Genomic DNA, 21414 nt, shown 5'->3' on the forward strand with positions numbered 1-21414 from the left:
TTCTTCTGCTTAATTTTTTGTTACATACTTATAAAATTTCACCACGACTTACTTAATTAGCAGAGAGACAATTGCAGTTGTTTCTATGGTGCGATCTATGAATACTTTGGAGTTGAATCGTCTTCTTGGACGATGATTTTTAACTAACCGGACTTTTGGCTCTTGCATACTTGAACGAGCAATTTGTTTGTGATTAGCCATCGGTTTCACTTATTCTCATGAATTACTAGGAAAAATATGATCCTCTACAGACAACTTGAACTGTTTTATCCCTCCGCTATAGTGGATTTTGATGCCGGAAATTATTTCTTGTTCTGTGAGTTCTTCAACTTCTTCGGGGCAGGATAAATCGCGCCAAGGCAAACACTCTTTTATCCAGTCTTTAGCCCACAAAAATTCGTTAGCACTTAGCTGCTCGACTTGTATTTTCATTTCGCTTCATCCAACTCCACAAAAAATCCTGCACCTGTATTTGTCACTTTTACCAGCTTGCGATTAACTAATGTTTGTATGACACAGAGACTAAAGCTGATGGCAGATAATCGTGCGCTACCTCCGCAACGACGAAGATACTGTAGGCATAGTGAGGACTGGTCAGTAGAGGTGGGGTAAGTTGATTTTCTTGGCATAATATTGGCTATAACTCTATGATTTCTAAATGATGTGCATTGAAAAAAAATCCCTGACCAGTTGGCATATCTGAGAAATGAACACAAACCATGCCGTGTCCTGAATACTGGATCACTGTACCTGTTTGCCCTAACCTTGGGTCTTTTTCTGTCAGTGCTTTAATGACTTTTACAACTGAATTAATTGGTGGAAGATTAGCCATTTTTAATCCTTAGCTGAACAGCCTATTATTGATTAGTAATTCGAGTTTTCGCCGATACCATATTGCCATTTGAGAAAACTGACTGGAGTACAGACTTCTTGCCAATCACAAGATCCTCTTGGTGCATTCCAGTCCTGTCGGTATTCCTCTTCAAAATACCCTAGTCCCCAATGCCAGTTGTCATATTCTGGCTCTGACTCCCATCCAAACCAAAGAGCAACATTCACTTTAATCAGATACAAAAACTTAATCGTCCATCTCCCATCGTAATCAGAAATAAAATCGTAATACTCTTTTAAAAAACGTTCATTTGTTAATGCGATTAAATCCATTCTTGACCAAAGATTCATCTGATTAGTACCTTTTCATTGTGTTGCTAACTAAAATTTAATTACTGTGATTAGCTAAGATGATGGTAAAATTTCTTCATGTTTGATAAAAGGTGTTCATGTTTGATAACACTTGCAAATTTATCGCTGAGATGTATTCTCCCGATTTCGCCACTTGGCTATTAGGAGAACCGATTACTTTAACCAAATTAAGTCCTACAGAATTGTCTTTAGAACCGATTCGTGCTGATGCCTTAATATTGTTGCAATCAGACGAAGTTGTTCTCCATATTGAATTTCAGACCAAACCTGATGACGATATGCCGTTTAGAATGGCTGATTATCGTTTAAGGGTGTATCGCCGTTTTCCCAAGAAGCGAATGCACCAAGTCGTAATTTACTTAGATAAAACTGAATCGGAGAAGGTGTATCAAACTACTTTTATTGCTGGAAGTTTACAACATGAATTTTCAGTGATTCGTTTGTGGGAGCAACCGCCAGAGGTCTTTTTGGCAGCACCAGGATTACTGCCGTTTGCGGTTTTGAGTGCTACTGAGAACAAAGTTGCTACATTACAACAGTCATCTGCGGCTGTTGACAAAATTGCTGACAGGCGGAAACAAAGTAATATTGCTGCTGCCTCTGCAATTCTGGCTGGGTTAGTATTAGAACAAGAAGTGATTAGACGTTTATTTAGGAAGGACATAATGCGCGAGTCAGTTATTTATCAGTCAATAAGAACTGAAGGAATTGAGGAAGGAGTTCGCCTTGTTGCAGTTAACCTTCTTAAAGAGAAGATGCCTATTGAAATGGTAGTAAAAGTTACTGGGTTAACAATCGAACAAGTACAAAGCTTGCTCATCAAAGACGTTGAGTAGCTCAAACAAGCAATAGACTGGTTGTTAAAATCGGTTTCCCAAAGGTATACCATGCGTGAATCAGTTATTTATCAGTCAATCAAGGCTGAAGGACGGGAAGAAGGGAGCGATAAAAAAGCTCGTAAAATTGCTATCAATTTATTAGCTAAGAGAATTAGCCTCGATGTGATAGCTCGGGTTACTGGTTTATCAGTAGAAGTAGTGCAACAATTACAGCAGGAATAATCCGAGAACCAAGAGTAATTTTGCGACTATTCCTATACTGAATCGGCTCACCAAGGGCTGCATTTTAAGTCCCCATTTTTTACCTTACTCAGTGACGGTGCGGGTTGTTGACAACAATGCCCGTGTTTGTTGTAGCTGCTTGTATTCATCCCAATTCTTGGGATTATGAGGTGATAAGATTGATTCTTCAAAGTCCCAATTTTGAGAATTAGTATTGAAAAACTCAATGGCTGCATCAAAACCACATTGTAAAAATCTGGTGTATGATTCTTCCAAGCAAAGAATAGATTCAACAATTGCAGTCAAAAGTTTGAGATTGATTTCAGTAGCAGCACCTTCTTTGTAAAGCCATTCGATTGTTTCTATTAGCTGTTGTTTAGCAGAAGCCGCAGTAGATTCAGGTAATGCTGCAACGGGAATAAAACCTGTTAGTTGTTTCATGTTGGATTTGTTCAAAAATTATCTATTTTTGCAACACCTTCATCAGCCGCTACTTTGCGTTGAGATTTGGCTTTGGTAATTTGGAATTCGTTAGCTTTAATCACAGGCATTGCAGCCTCTTTCACTGCTGCTTTTGCTTGATGATAAAGGAATTGAACTACACCATCTGCATCTTCTTCATCTTCCACTTGTGCCCATAAAGAACAACCTAATTCGAGAGATTCGTAATTGCCCAAGTTAAACTTTCTCGAATAACTAATAGAGACAGTACCGATTTTCATTGGTTGATTTTGTTGCTAGTTTATGTAGTGGCGACTCAGAGGTGAATCGCCTTTTTCGTGTCTAATTACCGCTTGTTACCTTGCGGCATTGCAGTCTGATTCTGTCCTTGCAGAGATAGCCGTGCCTCAGTTTCCGAAACCGGGGGTAATGCTGGTGCAGTGACAGCATTACTAGCCCAGCGCTCGTAAGTATCATTCGTGACCCAATGGAGTGTTGCGCCAGATTCAGCACCAGAGCGAATCATCTCTGCTGCAATGAGCGTATCCTTCTCAAAATCAGATTGGGGATTGCGATAGCTCCACTGAATGAACCAGTACGTTCCGAGTGCCCCTTCCACTTTCTGAAACTCGGCGCAGAAAATGTAGTTTTTGAGTACGCTAGCGATCGCCTGATAACAAAACTCTTTGGGATCTCCGGGCATCCCTTCTTCGCACCACTGCTGGAAGGCACGATGGGCAAAGTGGTTGTACAATCCAGCAAAATTGTCTTTACTCCGGCGGTGGATCAGAAAACTAAGCAGCATCGAAGCTGGCCCCTTGAACTGGTCTTTAAGTCCTCCTGCCACTGGAATTACCCACAGTTCAGTAAATGGTTCGTTGGTGAAATTCTCGTTAATGGTCAATGCACGGTCAGGGCAAGAGATTGCAATTGCAAAGTCAGCCTTGTTACCTTTGAGATATCCACCGGCTTGTGCTTCTAAAATCGTCAGTTTTGGGGGACAATCAAGAAGGAATTGACCGTATTCTTTGGCGCAATTGGCTTGTAGTTTAGGTTGGCTAGGTGGAATGAGAAAGACGCTGTTGTTGATTTTGATGGTTTCCATAATTGCGTTGTTGTTGTTAAAAATTGCGTTGATACTGGATAGTGTTCGACTTAGCTATTTATGACAGTGCCAGGAATTGTTTTTAACTCGTATTTCAGTACTTCGATTTGATATAGTCGCTTTTTAATCTCTACTTCTAGAAGTGTTTTCAATTCCTGGGGTTTCAACAATTTAATCTCGGTCTCTAAGTGATTTTCCTCTTCAACGGAATTCATATCTGGCATGACTAAATAACGCCAGCCTTCATCGTATTCATGGGCTAAAAGACTATCGCTTGGGTAATACTTCATGCCGATAATAATTCCTTGTTCTGTACGTTGTCCGAAGGTGAAGCAGGGGTATTTCCAACCGTGTAGGATTGATATTGTTGGTTGCATTATTCTGTCTCCTGATTAAACTTGACCTCAACAATTTCTTCGACACAACCCATAACCTCGCCCAAGTAATGCAATGTATCACCTACGTGAGTTGCGGCTTCTGGGTCAATCTTTTTATCAGCAATTAACAAGAGCCAGTTTTCATCTTGGGCGATCGCCTGAATCTTCAGGTAGCACGAATTAAATTCTTGTAGGATTTCTATCGGTTCCATTGGTTTATTCAATGAGTTGTGGTGTTCCTATTTGGATAAAATTTAAGTTTGCTCCTTGCCACACAGGTGGGTCTGTCCTGCCCACCCGTTTTCTTATGCTGCAACCAGATGTTTCGCTTCTGGAACGTACCTCTTTAACCGTTCCCACTCGTCACTCGTCAGCGAATCAAATTCCTTATCTAGCAACTCTTCTTCCGTGGCTGGTTGCTCTGTAGCCGTTGTTGATATCCTCGCCACCTTCAAAAATTCATCAAGCCCAACTGCTGCATCAATCGGCTTGGCGTATTGAAGGGAATCAACTCCGTTAGACCAGTGGGTAATGTGTTGAAAAATTACTCCCAACATGGAATGAGCTTTGTAGACTCGATAATTTCTGGGGCAGACTCCGTTAACATAGACCAGTTTGTAGCCGGGAATATTGATGACCTCTGCGTTGGGGTCGGTTGGAGGTAGGAGTATTTTCTCTGTTGGATCATCCGACTGGGCTTCTTGAAGAGAAAGTGTGGTAATCATTGTCTGTGTGCCATGATGATTTCGATTGTCTAAATTTCGGTTGAAGGCGATTGCAATTCTTTTGGTGTGCAATCGCCCTTTCTACCTTCAGCAACTAAGCCGCCACTGTCGCTCGGACTCCCAGCAGCCCAATCACTTGTTTTGCACTAGCAGCTACACGATTGACTCCGTACTGTCTTGGTCTTGCGTACCAACCCTCTTCATCCCAACCAACGAAACCAACTAACTTGCCCTGGCGATAGACTTTTGTACTAAATACTAGATAGTCAATCTCACCGTGGTATAAACCGAAAACAGTGCAAGCTTCTTTCAACTCGGACTCCAAGCGCTGATTCCGTTCCCGTGCTGTTTCTGGCAGAGTCGCTTTAACCTCTGCAACTCTTGTAGCAAACCAGTTGCGGTCGAATGGTAGTCGTCCGCCACCGACTAACTGTACCCATACCGTAATCCCGCCTTCGATCCAGATTGTACGCACTGATTCGGGTTGGACTTCGATAATCTCGCCAATGATGCGGCGATCTCTGCTGGTGAGGGGGTCTTGGGTTGGGGCTACAGCTTCGGCTTGGGTTTCGAGGTGGTTGTACAGTTCTGCTTGGGCAATCGCTTGCTCATCTTTGAAGGGGGCATCTTCAAATGTGACTATTTGATTAAGCTTAAAGCTTGAAGGTGCTTGATGTGTGCAAACAGATTGCGTCATAATAAGGATTTCCTGCCTCTACATGGGGTTAGGTTTTTCACAAAAGGCGATCGCGTAAGTTTCTCAGGCTAGAGCGGTCGTCTTTTGTTTTGCTATTTTTAGTATAGGCTAAAAGATTTCCTTTGTCAAGTATTGGTATAGGCTGCAATACAGGCAAAAACGGTAAAAGTCCTATTTTATAGGCAAGAACTAGGCTTGTGAGTAGAATTAGGTATAGGCTAAAAGCTATGATTGAGCAGAAGAGGACATACTATGCCAAGAAATCTTGCGGAAGGGGAAACCCAAATGAACTTTCGCATCCCAGAAGAAAAGAAAATTGCTTTCTTAAAAAAGGCCAAAGCGAGTGGGACTTCTGCTAGTAGACTTCTACTAGAGTTCATTGACAGTTATTTAGGAATATCGCCAAGAAGTGACGACGAAATTGACAACATCAAGAAGAAAGTTGCAGAGCTTGAGGAGTTTAAAGAACGTGCTGAGAAAATCCTGGGGGAATTAGCAGCCTGAGAAGCGCCTCGGAGCAACTCAGGCTATCACGCGAACGGATTCGCCAGTTTTTAGAATTTGAAGATGAAGAAAAACCCCCTGAAACATAGCTTCGGGGGTTTTGCAGTTAATGAGACCCCTGCCAAACAATGACAGGATTTATCACTATAGGCTAGCCTAGCAACTAGCCTATAAAAATTATATACTAATTATCGATTTAATGATTTCCTTTGTATAGGCTAAAATGAAACTATATTTAAAAGCTAGGCAAAAAATAAAATGAGAAACTTAAAAACGGATGTTACTCGATTACAAAATTTCAACGAACAATTCGTGCTGCTCTTGATCGTATTAGTCCAGTCTCAGATTACCTTGTGAAGCAGTCTGATAATGGAGCAGGAAACGATCAACCTGAGTAATTATTACCCCTGCTGCTTAGTAAAAGCGATCGCCGCCGACCAAAGCAATGCGATCGCCCGTTCAATTGCATTCACGACAAAGTGAACTAACTACAATGCTGACACATTTTTGTGCAAACACCCTTCAGTATCTCCTTAGTTCACTTTGGTTAAACTGCAACACCTCAACTTTCAAGCATTTACCATAGTGAGCAAGAAATATGCTGACACTAGAACCCGAACAAACAACGACGCTGGACTACAGTGTTGTCAACGCCAGCATTCAGGAAACCTTCACTGCCATTGACAAATTCGAGTGGCAAGCAATAGATGAACTGCGCCTTATGCGAGATAAAGGCTATTACTTTGATGGAGGACACGAGAGCTTTGAAGACTATTGCGAGAACGAGTTAACCAAACACGGGGGATATCGCCGCGTCAGAGATTTGCTGTCTGCGAAGAAAGTAGTTGATATCCTGCCAGAGGAACTGAGGGTAAAAATCACTAAACCCTCTCAAACTCGCCCCCTACTTCGTTTGGTTAAAACTCCCGATAAGTTAGAGCAAGCTGTTGCGATCGCAGCCAAAGAAAAACCCTTCCCCACTGCCGCAGACTTCGCTAAAGCAGTACAGAAGGTCGTTCCAAAAAATACGTCACCCACTAGAACCAGTAGCACAAAACAAGAAAAAGTCAAAACGCAATTGTGTAATTCTGTCACTGTTTCTTCCCTTTCGCACCCTCGTTATGGAGATTCGGGAGTGATTGAGGCAGACGCACCCAATAACTATCAGCAGATTGTCACTTTCAGCGATGGTGAGAGGCTACTGGTAAACAATAGTGATTTGGCTGATTTAAATGATGCAATTGTGTCCGAATCGAGTGAGCAGACTTATCCACCAGAATATACTGAAGCAATTGCCCAAATTAAAGAACAGCATCAGCAAGAGTTAGAGCGACTTTCCCAGGAATTGAGAATTGGTTTACAAGCAGAAGCTACTGGCAGAGCCGAAGCTCAAGTACAAGAACAAATCCAATCCTTGCAAAACCTGTACAAGCAGCAGAGGGAGCAAAATATTCAATTGCAGCAGCGTTTGGATGAGATGGAGGGGTTGAGAAAGTTAGAGATTGAGAATCAGCGACTTCAGCAACGTATCCAAGAATTAGAACACGCCGTAGAGCAACGTCCTTCTCAACAATGGGGGAATACCATGACGCAACAGGCGACCAAAGCTTTGAATAAGCAGGTGAAGCAAGCCTTGGAGAAAACCATTGATCTGCGATCGCTAGCGCAGGAACCACCCAAAGAAAATGCTCAGGAATGCTTACGACTCATGGGTATGGCGTTGAAGAATCTTGCCAGTGCTATGAACAACACTCAAGCCTTGGAAGCTGCGGCGATAATTCTGGGGAGTGAACCGACACCACAGGCTATCGCATATCGGGCCGAACAATTGGAAATGTTGCCCCAAGCGATTAACGAGATTAGGACAGTGCTAGCTAAACCTGGGTGTACGTGGCAGGACTATTGGGCAGTGGCGCAAGAGTACGAGGTAATCAAACAAGACTACTGGGCGGAATTGACCACCCAAGAGACTGAATTAATTACCGTACTCCAGAACGCATCCTCTCAACCAGACACTATTGGCATCGGCTCTATCGTTTCTCACGCCGATTCATACCGCACTTTGTATGTGGAAAGGGGTGAGGTGGTACAGGATTTGGGAGAAGAAGTGTTGGTGGCTTGGGATTGTTGGAAGGAGCAATCGAAAAAGACTGACAGGTATTTCCGAGACGAATTGCGATTCTGGCAACCGGAAAAAGAGTAGGTGAAGTTGTTGATTAGAGCGATTGCTTAGTTAAAAACTGTGCAATCACCCTATGAAAAGTGTCTCCGCCGCTCTCCGGTAGACAACAACACGATTATAACAATGTAGCTAGTTGTACTGCCAAATGTACTGATAACTTTTAAGACCGATAAATATCAAACCAAGCCCCGCATCAGGCATCACTGTGGGGGAAATTTCCATGCGTCAATATAAACAGGAGATTGAAAAATGACTGCAACTATTACTCGTCCCAAACCCAAAAAGGCTGCTGCTAGCAAGAAGGAATCCCCGTATAAGCGGCTTCATGTGATTATTCCCATACAAGATATGCTATGGGCTTCACAGCAAAAGCCCTCAGTTACGCAATTGTGGCAGGAGTGTTGGACGGCTGACCCTTATGGTTCTCGGTGGATGCCGCTAACAAGTGCTTTGGGTTACAGTACTTTTATCTCTGCGAAGAAAATTCTCGCTGAAAGCGGGTTGTTCATTTTCAAGCCCGACAAGTCTATAGAAGATGGCCGGGAAACTGTGAGATGGACTGTCAAGAATTTGCATGGAAGCAGGATAAAGGATTTTTGGGAAAAAGGGGATTCTGCGAAACGAGAACCAAATGCTGGGGATTCAGAGATAGATGCTGGCTCTGAAGAAATACGTGCTTTAAATCAAGCATCTATTTTAGGTCAAAGTCAGTCAGAGCAAGGGTTTCAAAAACCCTCACAAACTGCTCAGGAACAGCTAACGAACTCTTCAAAAGAGTTCGTTAGCTGTATCTCTAACACGCTTACAGAAAATTCGCGTGAGGAAGAGACGGCTCACGCTCCCTTGGGGGTCGCGTCGCCTCAGTTTCTTAAAAGTGTGTCAGAGAAAGACAAAGACTTGCCTACGGCAATGGACTTCACGACGCTGGCGCTTGTGGAAGCTGTACAGGGTGAATCTGCTTCATTGTTGGCTGAAAACCAGAATTGTGGTGTTGAGGCGGCAGTCTCTCATGAAGGTACTTGTTCCGCCGCGCCCGTTGCACAGAATGAATTTTTTTCAAGTTCAGCGATCGCTAATCAAACTCAAAGGCAGGTAGAACAGGGAAATTCAGCTACGTTGTTGGTTAAAAATTCAGTTTCGGGTGTAGAAGTCAAAACAGTTGATGAGGGTGAAAGTTCCGCCGCGCCCGTCACTGAAAAATGGTCACATAAGGCGATTGTTGCGCGGTCAAATATGCGACCAGAGCGTATGCAGAAACTCAAGGTTACGGCGAAGGCGGGGCAGAATCCGGGTTTTGACTTTTTGCAGGAGTGTTGGAATGATGATCCGGCTTTGCAGATTGTGATCAAGAAATTGCTGGCGAAGTTTCCGCAGTGGGGGGTTGCGATCGTGGATGGGGTGCTGGTTGATTGGGAGGATTAGCTAGGAGAGCGACAAGACCTGCTCTGGACACTATGTCAATACTTCCTCTCCTATAACTCGTCCAAGAGGTTTTTTGTAATTGAAAGTGTTACCATTTTTAATCGCTTGTCGCATCTCTTCGCACATTGGATATTCGCCTACACCAGTTAAGCTTACCCAAGCCTATGCTTACGGCAACCCTTTCAGGGAACGCACTGTCTTGGTACTTAATCTTAAGCCACTTGCTTAAAATTCAGCCCTTCCAATTGATGCTGCTCTACTAAGTCCTTGAACTTTTGAGATACTAATATTACGAATTTACATTCTGGGATGGCAAAAAAATGCTGATCTTGAATTAACTCTTCTTTAAAAGCATACTTTTCTATGCCCAAAACTCTACCAGTTTCTTCAAATATAAACAAATCCGCCTTTGAACGATCGAGGCAATCAATAATATTAATTACTTTTAAAATATTAAACTCACCTTCATCGCATTGCAATGGCAGCAGTTTAACGCTATCACCAATTAAAGGCTCTAAAATTTTCCAAGCCCTATTATTACAAGCAAAAGTCCATGCAACAACTCCAAGGAAATCACCTCGTTTAGTATCGAATGATTCAATTCCTACTGGTAAAGGGATCCATTCACTCTTTTCTTCAATATCTTGATATACACTAAAATTAAGGAACCTTGATAAAATGTCATGTGACTTTTCTTGATCAAGATAATAGAAGCCATCATAATTATCACTATCAGGAATAGGAATATAAATATTCATGTAAATCTATCTCCATTAATTTTTGAAATATATTACGGTGGTGGGAAAGTTCCAGCCTTAATTTTAGCAGCAATACTTTGAAGTATAGCTTCAGCTTCTGCTTTATTTGTAGCTTTCTGAAGTTCCAAATCAATAGCCTTATAAGTTTTTCCACGATGTAAACCTTGACCATTATGCTGACTTACTGGTAATTTCACCCCATTGTTAGCATCATTAATAGGAATGCCATAACTATTCAAAGTATATCGAGCATTTATTGCTGCTTGAGTTCTGCCATCAGTACTAGGAACAATGTGATGAGCTGCTTCACCTGGATTAAAGGTTACACCAGCATTTTCCATATTCTTTCTTAATTCTGCTGCATTTTTAGCACAATTCGCATTATGAACAAGAATATCTAAATCAGAAATGAAATAGGTATGAAACCCTTCTACCCTGAAATTATAAACCTGAAACTGTCCCTCACGCTTCTCAATCTTATCAACATCAATAATTCTGCCATCTTCAGTTTGTAGGAATGAACCAACTTCTAGATCCTTCGCCTCAACCCATCCCTTATCAGGAGTCCAAAAAGGATGTTCACCAGTAGTAGAAATCACCTCTCCATCAACATACAAATCAACCAGCCCTGAAGTTTGACGTATAAACGTGTCTGTTACTTGTTTTGCCTCAATCTCTCCAGGAGTATTCGGGTCATCAGAAACTACCCAATCACCAACCTGAATATCCTCAATATTCTTTTCACCTTCAGTCGTCAGAATTTTTGTGCCAGCAACAAAGCAATTACTGGCTCCTTTACTATCAGCTTCCTCGAAAAGAGGAATTAATGAAGTAAGGATATCAAAAACTCCAGTAGCAATATTCCCAGCTTCAAGCTCGGCAACGCCACTTTTGATCCCTTCATAAGCGAAATATAAGGCAGCTTCAGGGACAAGAGCAAGTAATGGACCAAGTGCAGCTCCTATCTGAACACTCTGCAACAACTCATCAACGTCGAAATCCGTCTTTCTTCCGTCGCCGTGAATCGCACTATCAATTAATTGATAGCCCTGTCGAGCCGTATCGAAAACACCAGCAGCTAATGCACCGCCGATAATAGCTCCTACTGTACGCAAGGCTATGCCAGGAATACTACTAAGAATCCCACTAATTGCTTCAGCAGCATTAACCTCTTCTAAAGAGAAATAACCAGAAGGATCAGTAAAATTAACAGGATTTGCATTGGCATAGGCATAAGGATTTTGAGTAATAGGACTATTCAAACGTCCAGAGTAATCATCCTTTGAGACAAACCTGCCTAGTCCTGGGTCATAATACCTCGCTCTGTGATAATCCAATCCAGTAGCACTATCCCTTTGTTCTCCAGCAAATTGGAAAGAATTATCAGACGTTCCTGATTGATTAATTGTCACCCCAAATGCATCGTAGTTATAACGATTAGTTATCAATCCTACATTATCTGTAATTACCCTAGTAGAACCCAAGCCATCAGTATGATAGAAGCTCTCTCTACCACTTGCCCGCGATCTGATTAAACCTAACCCTTGAGTATAATCAGTCGTGATATTTCCACTATTGTCATACTCCATTAATACTTCAGACATACCCATAATTGGAGCAGTTAAATAATTAGTTCTAACTCCATCCGTAATACTTGCTACACGATTTCCATCCGCATCGTAGACATACTGAGTCAGAGAAGAACCATTATTTACTCTAACTAATCGATTCTCACCATCATTAATCCAATCGTAAACAACTGAATTCGTGCCATCGGAAACAGTTAATATCGAACCATTATTGTCATAGGTAAACTTTGTGACTTTTGCCCCTGCCGTGGTATCTTTGAGCCGATTGTTAGCATCGTAGGAATAAATGGTTGAACCCTCAAGCGTATCCGTTTTATTCAAACGATTTCCCACAAGATCATAGCTATAGTCAATAGTACGATTCCCTGCTGTAGCATCAGTAATCTTTTCTTGTGTCAAACGATTGACGATATCATAGGTATAATCCACTCTGCTACCTATATTATCTATTACATTAGTTCGGTTCCCTAAAGGGTCTAGAGTATAGGTAAAGCTTGAAAATACCGTGCCTGTGACATTTTTTGCAGTTATCTGAGTCAATGCATTCCTAGCATCATACTGTCTAGTCTCAACTGAGCCATCTGCAAGCTTAGTTTGAGTGAGATTACCAACCGCGTCATAGTCATAATCTGCGAGAATGCGATTACTTTCTTTGACTGTATCGAGGCGATTTAGCTTGTCATAGCTATAGTTGGTAATAGCTGCTGATGTAGTGACTGAGGTCAGGTTATCCAATACGTCATAACCGTAGGTGATAGATTGCAGATCGGGCATGATTGTAGTTTGGAGCCTGTCCCATTGATCGTAGGTATATTGAGTTACCCCTCTACCATCAGCCACCGTTTTCACCTGCGAAGTAACAGGATCGTAGGTATAACCCACCGTTGCCACACTAGGATCTGAGAAGGATTTAGTTGCCAATCTGCCATAGAGGTCATAGCCATAGGTAATCACATTGCCATTAAAATCCGTCGTATTAGCAACCTGTCCCGAATTATTGAAAATCGTCGTAGAACGCTGACCCAAAGCTAGATTTGTCGCTACCTTCCGATTAAACGTATCATACTCATAGGTCGTTTTATTGCCATTGGCATCTTCAAACAGCGTCTGTCTACCTAAATTGTCATAGCCGTAAATAGTAGTAGCTTGATTAGCTAACTTCACTGCCGTCAGTTCACCCAGATTATCGTATGCATATTCTGTTATATGCAGATTTGCATCCTTAACCGCAATCACCTGTCCAAATTGGTCATAGGTCGTTTCCGTTCTATTGCCGTTTCCGTCAATCACCGCCGTCTGACGATTGTACTGGTCATATTCATACTTAGTTTCATGACCCAAAGCATCAGTGACCTTAACTAGACTGCCGCGACTGTTGTAAGTAAACTGAGTACGTTGATTTAGCGCATCAATCATGGTTGAGACTTTGCCATAGGCATCATACTCATAGGTTGTAGCTTGTCCCAGTTGATTTGTTTCCGACTTGATACGTCCTAAAGCGTCATATACAACTTTGGATGTAGTACCGTCAAAGTATGTATTCACACTTGAGCGACCTTGAGCATCAAGCCCGATCTGAGTTGTGCGATTTCGGGCATCAGTGACAGAAGTAACCTGACCACCTGTGTTGTAGGTGTAAGTCGTGTCATTACCAATCGGATTACCAAAGAAATCGCGCTCTCGACTGATTCTTCCTAAATTATCGTAAGAGTATTCTGTACGAGTGCCAAAGATATCAATCTTGGCTTGAATGCGATCGCCTGCGGTGTATTCTATCTTCTCTCTAGGATTGTCATCTGGATTGTCAGGAGTGAGATCGGGCAAAATCGTATCTGTCAATCTACCCAATGCATCGTAGACATAGCGAGTTTTCAGTCCTGTGGCAGATGTTTGGGAAATAACTCTTCCCGCAGCGTCGTATTCAGTTAAAACTACAGGATTATCATCTGAGTTATTAGGGGTATTGTCGGGCAGGATAACTTTAATCTGCTGCCCTTTGTCGTCATAAAAATAATGAGTCCGATTATGTTTAATATCTGTAGTGGCAATCACATTGCCCTTAGCGTCATATTCGGTTGTAGTAACATTTCCTTGAGGATCTGTTACAGAGGTAGTGCGTCCTTGGTTATCGTAGGTGTAGCTGGTATTTAAAGTTTGGTTCTCTTGGGGGAAAACCATTGACAGAGTTTTGACTTTACCATTGAGGTCATAAGTAGCAATAGCTTGGTTGCCGCGACTATCGGTAAAGACTGTGGGATTCCCGAAATCATCATAACTATATGTTGATACTTCATTGTCCGGTGCTGTTTGTTTTATTAATCTACCAAAACCGTCATAGCTAAAGGTTGTAGTTTGTCCGTCTGTGTTGGTTCTAGATAATAAATTACCATGTTTGTCATAAGTTGATGAAACTATCAATCCTGTAGGCGAGATGATGTTAAGGGTTTCGCCATACTGGTTATATGTAATATGGGTAACATTTCCATCTTTATCTGTCAGAGTTAAAGGATTGCCTTTGCTATCATAGGTATAAGTTGTGGAAACACCGTCTGGGTCTACTTTTTTGAGCAAATTATTGTCTTGGTCATAAGAGCGAGTGATGATGCCACCTAGCGCATCAATCTCAGTGACTACATTCCCGCGTTCGTCATATTCATAAGTGGTAGGATGGCCTAGTGCGTCAGTTATCGTTTCAGTGGAGTGACTGGGATCATAAGCTAACTGTACTGATGCACCTGCGGCATCAACCATCTTCTTGAGCCGCCCGTCATCACCGTACTCGTTCTTGACACCAGTCCTGCCCAAGGGGTCGATGATTTTGTCAAGGTAGTGCGATCGCTCTTGGTCATACTCCATGCGTGTAGTGTTACCTTCTCTATCCGTAACACTAACTAAATCACCCTGAGCATTATAGCCATAATGAATTTGTTTACCTGCGGGGTCAGTAACAGTAGCGATTCTTCCCTGCGCGTCCCTGCCAAAGGTAATTTTCTGCCCAGTCGAGCTAGTGATATCCGCATCAGTATAAGTTAACGTGTTCCCGTTCGTATCCGTAACCGTTAGCAGATCCCCCGTAGCAGCATCAATCTGGTAAACAATGCCCTCTTTCGTGGTCAGCGTATAAACACCACCATAATATGTGTCAGCAGGATTATAAGCACTGCCAGCTAGACCGTAGTACTGATTAGTACCAGCCCCATGAATGATGCGAGTGTTTTGCACCGTGAGGGTATCGGTTACGCCAGCATCAGCCACAAACGAGGGGTGATAGATATTTGGGTCAGAATCAACACCACCAGCGCCCCTTAAATACTGAGATAGTGGGTCAATCGTGGGTCTAAAAGTAAACCCTTCCCGCTTGCCTCCAGGCAAAGTAATGTATACTTTTGTACCATCTTTGAACGGGTTTTGTCCTCCTAATTCCGCAACTTCTTCAGTGGGTTTGCCAACTGAGGTTCGGAGGTCAGTGTCGCGGAATTCCATCCGCCACCCATAGCCGAAGTCATCTGTGCTGCCGGATGTTAGGCTATTATACGTGCGTGTCAGCGTGATCGGGATTCCAGTAACAGGAATCGACAAATCAGTGAACGACAGCCGGAAGTTACCGAGTTTCAATTCGCCAGAAACATTAACCGTGTCTTCTACAAAGCTGACATTCCCGCCCTTATCATGAGCTTCCAGTCGCAGCGTGTAACTGTCATTTTCCAGTAAAGACGGGTCGAACTTGCCTAGTACATCATTATTAACAGTGCTTGTGCCTCGGAAAATCTCTTTGAAATCGCTACTGCCAATAGGTGCAACCAGCAGGCGGTAGTAGTCCAAGTTATCATCGCTGACCGTGCCTTTAATCTCAACAGGCGCGGTGACTGTACCGTTGGCGTAAGCACCCAAGTTAAGACTGACATCCGGCGGATTCACATCACTGCTATCAATTACCAACACACTGAATGTAGCGGTTGCGGGATTACCAGCCGTATCTGTGGCGTAAGCAGAAGCAATAATCCTCCCGGCTGTGGTGGGTTTGAAGGTTGCCATACCGTTTGCATCCAGCACTACCGCAGTTCCATCAATCAGCAATTGCAAACCAGCAACCTTGATATTGTCAGTTGCCCGTGCTTGGAATGTTATCGACTCGCCAAGGTTAACTGAGTCGAAATTTGCAATGAGTCTAACTTTCGGCGCTTTTGTGTCAGCTGCCACCACAAGGTTATACTCCTGTGGTCTGGACACAACGCCATCACTGGCAGTTAAGACAACGTGGTGAGTGCCAACATTGCCAGTGGTCGGTGTCCAGCGCAGTCTGCCGAGAGTATCCAGCGTCATGCCAAAATCACGGGATGTCTGGTCGAGGGAGTAGGTCAAGCGATCGCCATCAGCATCACTTGCGATTACATCATAGCTATACGTACTGCCAGGAGTTGCTGTTAACACAGGTGTAGAGCGAATCACCGGAGCATTATTTACCCGTGCAGTCAGTGTAAAGCCCTGCGCCGCACCCAAACCAGCAGCGTCCACCGCGCCAACGACAACTTTGTAGTTACCAGCAACAGGATTATTCCAAGTCAGCAAACCAGTGGTTGTGTCAATGCTGATACCAGTAACACCAGCAGGTACAGACAAAAGCTGATAAGTCAAGGTATCGCCAGCATCCAGGTCAGTAGCAACGACCTGATAACTGTAAGGACTACCAACTGCGGCTAAGTATACGGGAGTAGAGGTGATGCTGGGGGCAGTGTTGATAGCGGTTGTCCCAACTTCAATGGTATAAGTTTGAGTGGTGACAGCACCTTGAGCATCGCGTGTAAAGACTTCAACTTGTTGAGAACCGATTTGATTAGATTGGGGAGTCCACTGAATCGTGCCACCATTATCAATGGTCATCCCCGCAGGTTTACGACCTAAGCTGAAGGTGAGGGGGTCGTTTTCTGGATCGGTGGCAACGATCGTGTAGGTGTAAAGCTGATTCTGCGCGGCTCTGGTTATGGGATTGGAGACAATTGTAGAAGGAATATTAGTACCAGTGACAGTAAGAGTAAATTCCTGACCAACAAAACTACCCGAAGCATCAGTGAGGCGTACCTTAATATCATGTTCGCCAATTTGATTGCTTGATGGCTGCCAACGCAGAGTTCCCTGTTGAGCATCAATCACCATACCGGATGGCGCAGCATCCAAACTCCACAGCAGCAAATCACCATCAGGGTCACTACCTGTGAGATTATACTCATAAGTCTGCTCTATATTTGTAATCAAATTTGGAGCAGAAGTAATACTTGGTGCATAGTTAGCTGCAATATTACTAACGTTAAGGTTAAAGCTTTGAGTATTAGTAGAACTACCATCACTGACATTGATAACTACAGGCTGAGAACCAAACTGAGATGCACTAGGAGTCCAGGTGATGACACCATCCGAACCAATAGTCATGCCAGTTGGAGCAGTCTGTAAGCTGTAAGTTAAGAAATCACCGTCTGGATCAGTTGCTTCAATTTTGTAGTAGTAACTATTACCCAATCGCGTCTGAGTACGAGGTGTGGAAGTGATAACAGGGGCAAGATTCGGTGCAGCAGTGTTAACAACTAGGCTTACCTTCTGTAGGGCTTCTCCACCTTTACTATCTATAACTTTAATGGAGAATTCCTGGAGGCCAAGTTGAGCAGCAGTAGGATTCCAGGTGACTAAACCAGTGGTGGAGTTAATGCTAACACCAGTAGGTGCGTCTGTGGTAAGTAAGTAAGTTAGAGTATCACCTTCAGCATCGAGAGCGCTCGCTTGGTAACGGAAAGTTTTACCTACTTGGGGATTAGCTGTTGGTATAGTGGAGGTAAAGACAGGACGTGTATTATCACGAAGTAACTCTACTTTAATATACTGAATATCTTGTCCCCCTTGACCATCGCGTACTCGAAGCAGAGTATCAAAAGTGACACTAGTTTTAATAGCAGAGCCTCTACCAGAATTGATCAGGAACTGGTTATCTGCATCTAATTTGGCATAGTAATCAGCGACTTGTTTTTTGGTTGGATTCCAAACTACCGTACCGTTATTGGCATCTATAGCCATACCTTCGGGTGCTAGTACGAGGTCAAAAGTTAATGGATCAGTATCGACATCAGTTGCTTTGGCATTATATTTGAGCAATTCACCACTCTTAAGCTGGGTGATTACCGGAGGTGTAGTAACAAATTTGGGATCGCTGTTAAGTGGTGCTGTAACCTGGTTTACACCAAAGAAATCAACAAAACTTTCACCTGCTGTAGTTACGCGATGCAAGATGCCATTGCCTTGATCTGTGGCAGGATCGTAGCTGGCTGTGGTGAAATTATAATTTGTGGTAATTTTATAACCTGCTGGTGGCAAAATACGGACACGATAATCCCCTGATAGCAAATTGTCAAAGGTGTAGTAATAATTAGTTTTATCTAAACTATTCGGTGCAAACCCACGTTTGGTCTTTTGAATTGGTTCGTTTGGATCGTAAACTGCGTTATTGTTTAAATCCAGATAAACACTGACATTTTCTTTAAACGGTTCTAAATTGTAGCTTTCATCTAATCCGCTAAACAATGTAGTCAAAGATTCAATGTCTTTGAGCCTAATTGCATTTGGATCGATTTCTTTGAGGGTATCTAAAGTTGATGCTTCACCGATAGCTAATGCAGTAACATTACCTGAGCGCGTCGGATCGCCAAAGCCTGTTTTAATATCATTGGCAACACTAGCAGCGAGAACTGGGTCAAGTTGTCCGTAGCCATCGGACATAAAAATGAGATTTGGCGTACCACTATATGCCTGTAGTAATGTCCTAATTGTGGTCAATGCGGCATCAAATCCACTTCTGCCCGGTGGATAGAATTTGTTGTCAGCGAAGATTTGCTGTCCTAAAACTTCATTTAAGTTAGTGATACCGTTATTATTGGTATCCAACAATGCGGTAGTGTATTCCTGCAACCCTGCGGCAGATAAATCCATATCTTCGATTGTGCCGCCGGCAACGAATGTAATCAACCCAATCTTGACGTTGTTGCCTTGACTTTGAGCGATAATCCCTTTCACCAGTTCTTTGATAGCTGCGACTTCGGCATCTTTAACAACTTTTACATTCGGAAAGTTGCGGGCACCGTAAAATGGTGCTTCAGTACTTCCTGACACGTCAAAGGCAATAATTACGGCAGGATTTGTACCCTTGATCAGCTTGGAATCCAGTAATCCATTTCCATTCAGATCATCAAATACCGCACCTTGGATTTTGCCAAGTTGACTGTAGACATCTACTGTGAAATTTTGAGTATCTTTACCACCTCTGCGATCGCTAACTTCGACAGTAAAGTTGGCTTTACTACCTGAAATAACAGTAGTTTCAGGGAACCAAAGTAATTCACCTGTATCTCGGTTAATCACTGCACCGACAGGAGAATTAACTAAGCGATATACTAATTGGTCATTATTTGGATCTAGAGCAGTTAGCGTATAGCGATAACCATCTTCTGCCAAACTGTAATTTGTGTTAGGCGTGCTGGTAATTACAGGATTGGCGTTATCGGGGTCGGCAAAGACTTTAATATTATAGTCTTGGAAAACACTGCCCCCTTTACCATCTTTGGAAAGCAGTTTCACGGCTACAGTTGCTAGAGAGCCGTCATCTAGTTGATCGTTGGATTTGCCTACACCAGGGGTGATGATGTCTCTAGTATTGCTGATATCTGTTTGTATAACTCGGAACTTGTAGTCTAATTTATCGGTTACGGCTTGTCCTCGAATGACAAGGGTATATTCGCCACTATTCGTGAAGTCGTATTGAAAATCATTGTAGATATAACTGTTAGTACTATTTACATAGCTACCATCGGGTGCATAAAGTCCCCAAGTAAATCGGTTAATGTCTGTGGTGGTAGTAGCAGATAAATTATCAAAATATAACCGCTTTCCTGCTGTGACATTAATTTTGTAAAATACATCCTTCTGTCCATTGTCCAATGACCCAGTAGTTGGCAGATTGTATTCCACAGTCGGCGCACTGCTTGCGTCTAGCATCTGAAAGCTATAGTTGCGATTTGCTCCAAAGTCACCTGCGATCGCTAAATGGTATAGTCCTTCCTGTGTCAATATATACTGAGCAGAATCAGTGTATTGGAAGTTGCCGAAGTTCATTACCACATTGCCGCTGGGGTCGTAGAGATAAGCATTGACTCCATTCCCAACCATGCCGTTGAATAGAACTTTTGTACCGACAAAGTTCTGGAAGGTGAATACCTTAGCTTCTCCACTATTGAGCGTGCCTGTTTCTATCCCATTAAAGGCTAAATAAGTTGCCGCAGGTGAACGGAAACTATTAGGCATTTCTAAAAGGTTGTATTTGTAATTACCTGTTATATTACCGTAGTAACTATAAGTCTGGAATTTGTAATTACCTGTTTCCTTCAGTAAAATTGGCGCAAGGTCGTAGCGCAGATCCAAGTTGTCAGCGATTAATACTCCATTTGGATCGTAAATCCTGCCTCGGATATATCCATTAGTGGTGTCATCTTGTCCATCGTAGAAAATTTGCGTACCTGCGGTGGCGGTAAAAGTGTAATTAACTGGTGTACTTGTAGTTAAAGTTCCACTTTGTAATGTATTCAAGCCACTATTAATTACGGCTGAAGGCGCAATATTAGTAACTGTGAAGTTGTAGTTCAGGTTTTGGGCATTTGCTCCACCAATTGCAAGGGTGAATAGCCCTGTTGATGGCAAGGTAATTTTGAAGTCGGGACTAGATGCAGAAGGAGAAGCGATCGCTATACCTGCGGAATCGTAAAGTACCCAATTTGCACCTATCCAACTGGGAGCAGCTAAATCGAAGTCAAGAATTTGTCCTTGAGTACCGTTGATTCTGTAGAGCTTAGTGTTGTTGCCATTTACTGTATCTGTAATTGCCGTGCCGAGAGTGATTGCTGGGATAGATAGAGTATTGCGATCGCTCAAAGTAAATTCATAAGCTCCTGTTGTTCCATTATCGCCAGAAATCTCAATCCGATAAATACCATTTTCTTTTAAGGTTTCTGGTAAGAAGTCACCGTTGTTCAAAAATCTTTCGTTCAGCAGCACTCCTGTTGGACTATAGAATTTCAGCCTCTCATTTGCAGCTGCAACTACATAATCAAAGTACAATTTCTGTCCAATTGTGCCTGTGAAGCTGTAGGTATCAACTTCTCCTTTTTTAGCGATTCCAGTGTTAACCGATGTTCCCAATGTGTAATTGGAAGTGATGTTATCGGGTGTTGAGAGTCGGAAACTGTAATCATTGCGAGGATCGTAAGTAAGACGAGGTGAAAAAACCAAACTATGTAAAGATAAGTAAATACGTACAA

General features: G+C 42.7%; 19 protein-coding genes. 5 read left to right on the top strand and 14 right to left on the bottom strand.

Features of this window, described 5'->3' with window-relative positions; genetic code table 11:
* Nucleotides 1-48: 48 nt before the first annotated feature.
* Genes HWQ44_RS00240 through HWQ44_RS00260 form a run of 5 tightly spaced genes read right to left on the bottom strand, consistent with a single transcriptional unit; the run spans nucleotide 49 to nucleotide 1182 of the window.
* A complete protein-coding gene (locus HWQ44_RS00240; RefSeq protein ID WP_292713433.1) occupies nucleotides 49-201 on the bottom strand; it encodes a hypothetical protein in 153 nt (50 codons plus the stop codon).
* A gap of 15 nt (nucleotides 202-216) precedes the next feature.
* Nucleotides 217-432, bottom strand: a complete 216-nt coding sequence (locus HWQ44_RS00245; protein WP_292713435.1) for a hypothetical protein — start codon at nucleotides 430-432, stop codon at nucleotides 217-219.
* Nucleotides 429-629: a hypothetical protein gene (locus tag HWQ44_RS00250; protein WP_292713437.1), complete on the bottom strand. Its 201-nt coding sequence runs from the start codon at nucleotides 627-629 to the stop codon at nucleotides 429-431. Before HWQ44_RS00250 ends, HWQ44_RS00245 begins: the two co-directional genes overlap by 4 nt.
* A gap of 8 nt (nucleotides 630-637) precedes the next feature.
* Nucleotides 638-832, bottom strand: coding sequence for a hypothetical protein (locus HWQ44_RS00255; protein WP_292713439.1), 195 nt, complete (start codon nucleotides 830-832; stop codon nucleotides 638-640).
* A 32-nt stretch (nucleotides 833-864) separates the two neighbouring features.
* Nucleotides 865-1182: a hypothetical protein gene (locus HWQ44_RS00260; protein WP_292713442.1), complete on the bottom strand. Its 318-nt coding sequence runs from the start codon at nucleotides 1180-1182 to the stop codon at nucleotides 865-867.
* Between the two features lie 98 nt (nucleotides 1183-1280).
* Here HWQ44_RS00260 and HWQ44_RS00265 point away from each other — a divergent pair, with 98 nt between their 5' ends.
* Together HWQ44_RS00265 and HWQ44_RS00270 are read left to right on the top strand one after the other, a co-directional pair.
* Complete coding sequence (locus HWQ44_RS00265; protein WP_292713444.1) at nucleotides 1281-2039, top strand: Rpn family recombination-promoting nuclease/putative transposase; 759 nt, start codon at nucleotides 1281-1283, stop codon at nucleotides 2037-2039.
* Between the two features lie 51 nt (nucleotides 2040-2090).
* A complete protein-coding gene (locus tag HWQ44_RS00270) occupies nucleotides 2091-2264 on the top strand; it encodes a hypothetical protein (RefSeq protein ID WP_292713446.1) in 174 nt (57 codons plus the stop codon).
* Nucleotides 2265-2348: 84 nt separating this feature from the next.
* Here the strand turns inward: HWQ44_RS00270 and HWQ44_RS00275 are convergent, their stop codons facing one another.
* The 7 genes from HWQ44_RS00275 to HWQ44_RS00305 all read right to left on the bottom strand — a co-directional run bounded on the left by HWQ44_RS00275 (nucleotide 2349) and on the right by HWQ44_RS00305 (nucleotide 5609).
* Nucleotides 2349-2705, bottom strand: coding sequence for a hypothetical protein (locus tag HWQ44_RS00275; protein ID WP_292713448.1), 357 nt, complete (start codon nucleotides 2703-2705; stop codon nucleotides 2349-2351).
* 11 nt (nucleotides 2706-2716) lie between these two features.
* Nucleotides 2717-2986 carry a hypothetical protein gene (locus tag HWQ44_RS00280; RefSeq protein ID WP_292713449.1) on the bottom strand — a complete coding sequence of 90 codons (270 nt, stop codon included), beginning with the start codon at nucleotides 2984-2986 and terminating at the stop codon, nucleotides 2717-2719.
* A 65-nt stretch (nucleotides 2987-3051) separates the two neighbouring features.
* Complete coding sequence (locus HWQ44_RS00285; protein ID WP_292713451.1) at nucleotides 3052-3810, bottom strand: hypothetical protein; 759 nt, start codon at nucleotides 3808-3810, stop codon at nucleotides 3052-3054.
* A gap of 50 nt (nucleotides 3811-3860) precedes the next feature.
* Nucleotides 3861-4187: a hypothetical protein gene (locus HWQ44_RS00290; protein ID WP_292713453.1), complete on the bottom strand. Its 327-nt coding sequence runs from the start codon at nucleotides 4185-4187 to the stop codon at nucleotides 3861-3863.
* The gene (locus HWQ44_RS00295) at nucleotides 4187-4399 is read right to left on the bottom strand and encodes a hypothetical protein (protein ID WP_292713455.1); all 213 of its coding nucleotides are present in this window, start codon (nucleotides 4397-4399) and stop codon (nucleotides 4187-4189) included. Before HWQ44_RS00295 ends, HWQ44_RS00290 begins: the two co-directional genes overlap by 1 nt.
* Nucleotides 4400-4492: 93 nt before the next feature.
* Entirely contained in the window at nucleotides 4493-4912 is a 420-nt protein-coding gene (locus tag HWQ44_RS00300) for a hypothetical protein (protein ID WP_292713456.1), read from the bottom strand.
* Nucleotides 4913-5006: 94 nt separating this feature from the next.
* The gene (locus HWQ44_RS00305; RefSeq protein WP_292713458.1) at nucleotides 5007-5609 is read right to left on the bottom strand and encodes a hypothetical protein; all 603 of its coding nucleotides are present in this window, start codon (nucleotides 5607-5609) and stop codon (nucleotides 5007-5009) included.
* A gap of 252 nt (nucleotides 5610-5861) precedes the next feature.
* Between HWQ44_RS00305 and HWQ44_RS00310 the strand changes: the two genes are divergently transcribed.
* The 3 genes from HWQ44_RS00310 to HWQ44_RS00320 all read left to right on the top strand — a co-directional run bounded on the left by HWQ44_RS00310 (nucleotide 5862) and on the right by HWQ44_RS00320 (nucleotide 9717).
* Entirely contained in the window at nucleotides 5862-6113 is a 252-nt protein-coding gene (locus HWQ44_RS00310; RefSeq protein WP_193912988.1) for a hypothetical protein, read from the top strand.
* A 598-nt stretch (nucleotides 6114-6711) separates the two neighbouring features.
* A complete protein-coding gene (locus tag HWQ44_RS00315; RefSeq protein WP_292713462.1) occupies nucleotides 6712-8316 on the top strand; it encodes a hypothetical protein in 1605 nt (534 codons plus the stop codon).
* 228 nt (nucleotides 8317-8544) lie between these two features.
* Entirely contained in the window at nucleotides 8545-9717 is a 1173-nt protein-coding gene (locus tag HWQ44_RS00320; RefSeq protein WP_292713464.1) for a hypothetical protein, read from the top strand.
* Between the two features lie 212 nt (nucleotides 9718-9929).
* Here HWQ44_RS00320 and HWQ44_RS00325 read toward each other — a convergent pair whose 3' ends face one another.
* Nucleotides 9930-10475, bottom strand: a complete 546-nt coding sequence (locus tag HWQ44_RS00325) for a DUF1629 domain-containing protein (RefSeq protein ID WP_292713466.1) — start codon at nucleotides 10473-10475, stop codon at nucleotides 9930-9932.
* Nucleotides 10476-10507: 32 nt separating this feature from the next.
* Nucleotides 10508-21385, bottom strand: a complete 10878-nt coding sequence (locus HWQ44_RS00330; RefSeq protein WP_292713468.1) for a putative Ig domain-containing protein — start codon at nucleotides 21383-21385, stop codon at nucleotides 10508-10510.
* Between the last annotated feature and the right edge of the window lie 29 nt (nucleotides 21386-21414).

It is taken from the genome of Nostoc sp. JL34, from assembly GCF_017114945.1.
Classification (GTDB): Bacteria; Cyanobacteriota; Cyanobacteriia; order Cyanobacteriales; family Nostocaceae; genus Nostoc.

What these genes read in the sequence shown, in the direction of transcription:
- HWQ44_RS00240 (WP_292713433.1), bottom strand. Translation starts at nt 201, where the DNA reads ATGGCTAATCACAAACAAATTGCTCGTTCAAGTATGCAAGAGCCAAAA.
- HWQ44_RS00245 (WP_292713435.1), bottom strand. Translation starts at nt 432, where the DNA reads ATGAAAATACAAGTCGAGCAGCTAAGTGCTAACGAATTTTTGTGGGCT.
- HWQ44_RS00250 (WP_292713437.1), bottom strand. Translation starts at nt 629, where the DNA reads ATGCCAAGAAAATCAACTTACCCCACCTCTACTGACCAGTCCTCACTA.
- HWQ44_RS00255 (WP_292713439.1), bottom strand. Translation starts at nt 832, where the DNA reads ATGGCTAATCTTCCACCAATTAATTCAGTTGTAAAAGTCATTAAAGCA.
- HWQ44_RS00260 (WP_292713442.1), bottom strand. Translation starts at nt 1,182, where the DNA reads ATGAATCTTTGGTCAAGAATGGATTTAATCGCATTAACAAATGAACGT.
- HWQ44_RS00265 (WP_292713444.1), top strand. Translation starts at nt 1,281, where the DNA reads ATGTTTGATAACACTTGCAAATTTATCGCTGAGATGTATTCTCCCGAT.
- HWQ44_RS00270 (WP_292713446.1), top strand. Translation starts at nt 2,091, where the DNA reads ATGCGTGAATCAGTTATTTATCAGTCAATCAAGGCTGAAGGACGGGAA.
- HWQ44_RS00275 (WP_292713448.1), bottom strand. Translation starts at nt 2,705, where the DNA reads ATGAAACAACTAACAGGTTTTATTCCCGTTGCAGCATTACCTGAATCT.
- HWQ44_RS00280 (WP_292713449.1), bottom strand. Translation starts at nt 2,986, where the DNA reads ATGAAAATCGGTACTGTCTCTATTAGTTATTCGAGAAAGTTTAACTTG.
- HWQ44_RS00285 (WP_292713451.1), bottom strand. Translation starts at nt 3,810, where the DNA reads ATGGAAACCATCAAAATCAACAACAGCGTCTTTCTCATTCCACCTAGC.
- HWQ44_RS00290 (WP_292713453.1), bottom strand. Translation starts at nt 4,187, where the DNA reads ATGCAACCAACAATATCAATCCTACACGGTTGGAAATACCCCTGCTTC.
- HWQ44_RS00295 (WP_292713455.1), bottom strand. Translation starts at nt 4,399, where the DNA reads ATGGAACCGATAGAAATCCTACAAGAATTTAATTCGTGCTACCTGAAG.
- HWQ44_RS00300 (WP_292713456.1), bottom strand. Translation starts at nt 4,912, where the DNA reads ATGATTACCACACTTTCTCTTCAAGAAGCCCAGTCGGATGATCCAACA.
- HWQ44_RS00305 (WP_292713458.1), bottom strand. Translation starts at nt 5,609, where the DNA reads ATGACGCAATCTGTTTGCACACATCAAGCACCTTCAAGCTTTAAGCTT.
- HWQ44_RS00310 (WP_193912988.1), top strand. Translation starts at nt 5,862, where the DNA reads ATGCCAAGAAATCTTGCGGAAGGGGAAACCCAAATGAACTTTCGCATC.
- HWQ44_RS00315 (WP_292713462.1), top strand. Translation starts at nt 6,712, where the DNA reads ATGCTGACACTAGAACCCGAACAAACAACGACGCTGGACTACAGTGTT.
- HWQ44_RS00320 (WP_292713464.1), top strand. Translation starts at nt 8,545, where the DNA reads ATGACTGCAACTATTACTCGTCCCAAACCCAAAAAGGCTGCTGCTAGC.
- HWQ44_RS00325 (WP_292713466.1), bottom strand. Translation starts at nt 10,475, where the DNA reads ATGAATATTTATATTCCTATTCCTGATAGTGATAATTATGATGGCTTC.